This window comes from Streptomyces sp. LS1784 (genome assembly GCF_020103755.1).
Classification (GTDB): Bacteria; Actinomycetota; Actinomycetes; order Streptomycetales; family Streptomycetaceae; genus Kitasatospora.
The window spans coordinates 1-653 of record NZ_JAHSQD010001244.1; the positions used below are offsets into that span (position 1 = coordinate 1).

The 653-nt window shown below is 78.4% G+C and carries 1 protein-coding gene; it reads right to left on the bottom strand.

The window, feature by feature from the left end:
* Positions 1-653: condensation domain-containing protein (locus KS423_RS46790; protein ID WP_224285694.1), on the bottom strand; the 653-nt coding region annotated here is incomplete at both ends.

The following is a 653-nucleotide window of genomic DNA, read 5'->3' on the forward strand; positions in this document are numbered from 1 at the left end:
GGACGCCGAGGGCGGTCAGCCGGTGGGCGAGCCGGTCGGCGGCGGCGTCGAGCTGCCGGTAGGTCAGCGCGGCCGGGCCGCAGCGGACGGCGACGGCGTCCGGGGTGCGGGCGGCCTGGGCGGAGAACAGCTCGGGCACGGTCCGCTCGACCGGGGGCTCGGTACGGCCTTCGGTGGCGTGGCGCAGGCCGTCCGGGTCGAGCAGGTCGATCCGGGCGATCGGCGTCCGCGCGTCGGCGAGCAGCAGGTCGGCCAGGGCGTCGAGGTAGCGCAGCAGGCCGTCGCGGTGGGCGGCGAGGGAGGCGGCTCCGTGGCGGGCCGGGTCGGCGTCGATGACCAGGCGCAGTGCGCCGTCCGGGCCGGGCGAGACGTTCAGGGCCAGGTCGTCGACCGGGCCGGCGGCGAGGTTGCGGACGGTGCCGGGCAGGCCGGCCAGGTCGAGGTCGCTCTCGAAGGCCTTGATGTTGACCATCGGGCCGAACAGGGCGCGGCGGTCGCCGGTGCGGGCGAGGTCGCGGCGCAGGTCCTCCAGCGGGTAGCGCTGGTGGCGGCGGACGGCGCGCAGCTCGCGGACCACGGCGCGCAGCAGTTCCTCGGCGCTGTCGGCGGGGCGGACGGCGAGGCGCAGCGGGAGCACGTTGGCGGCGGCGACG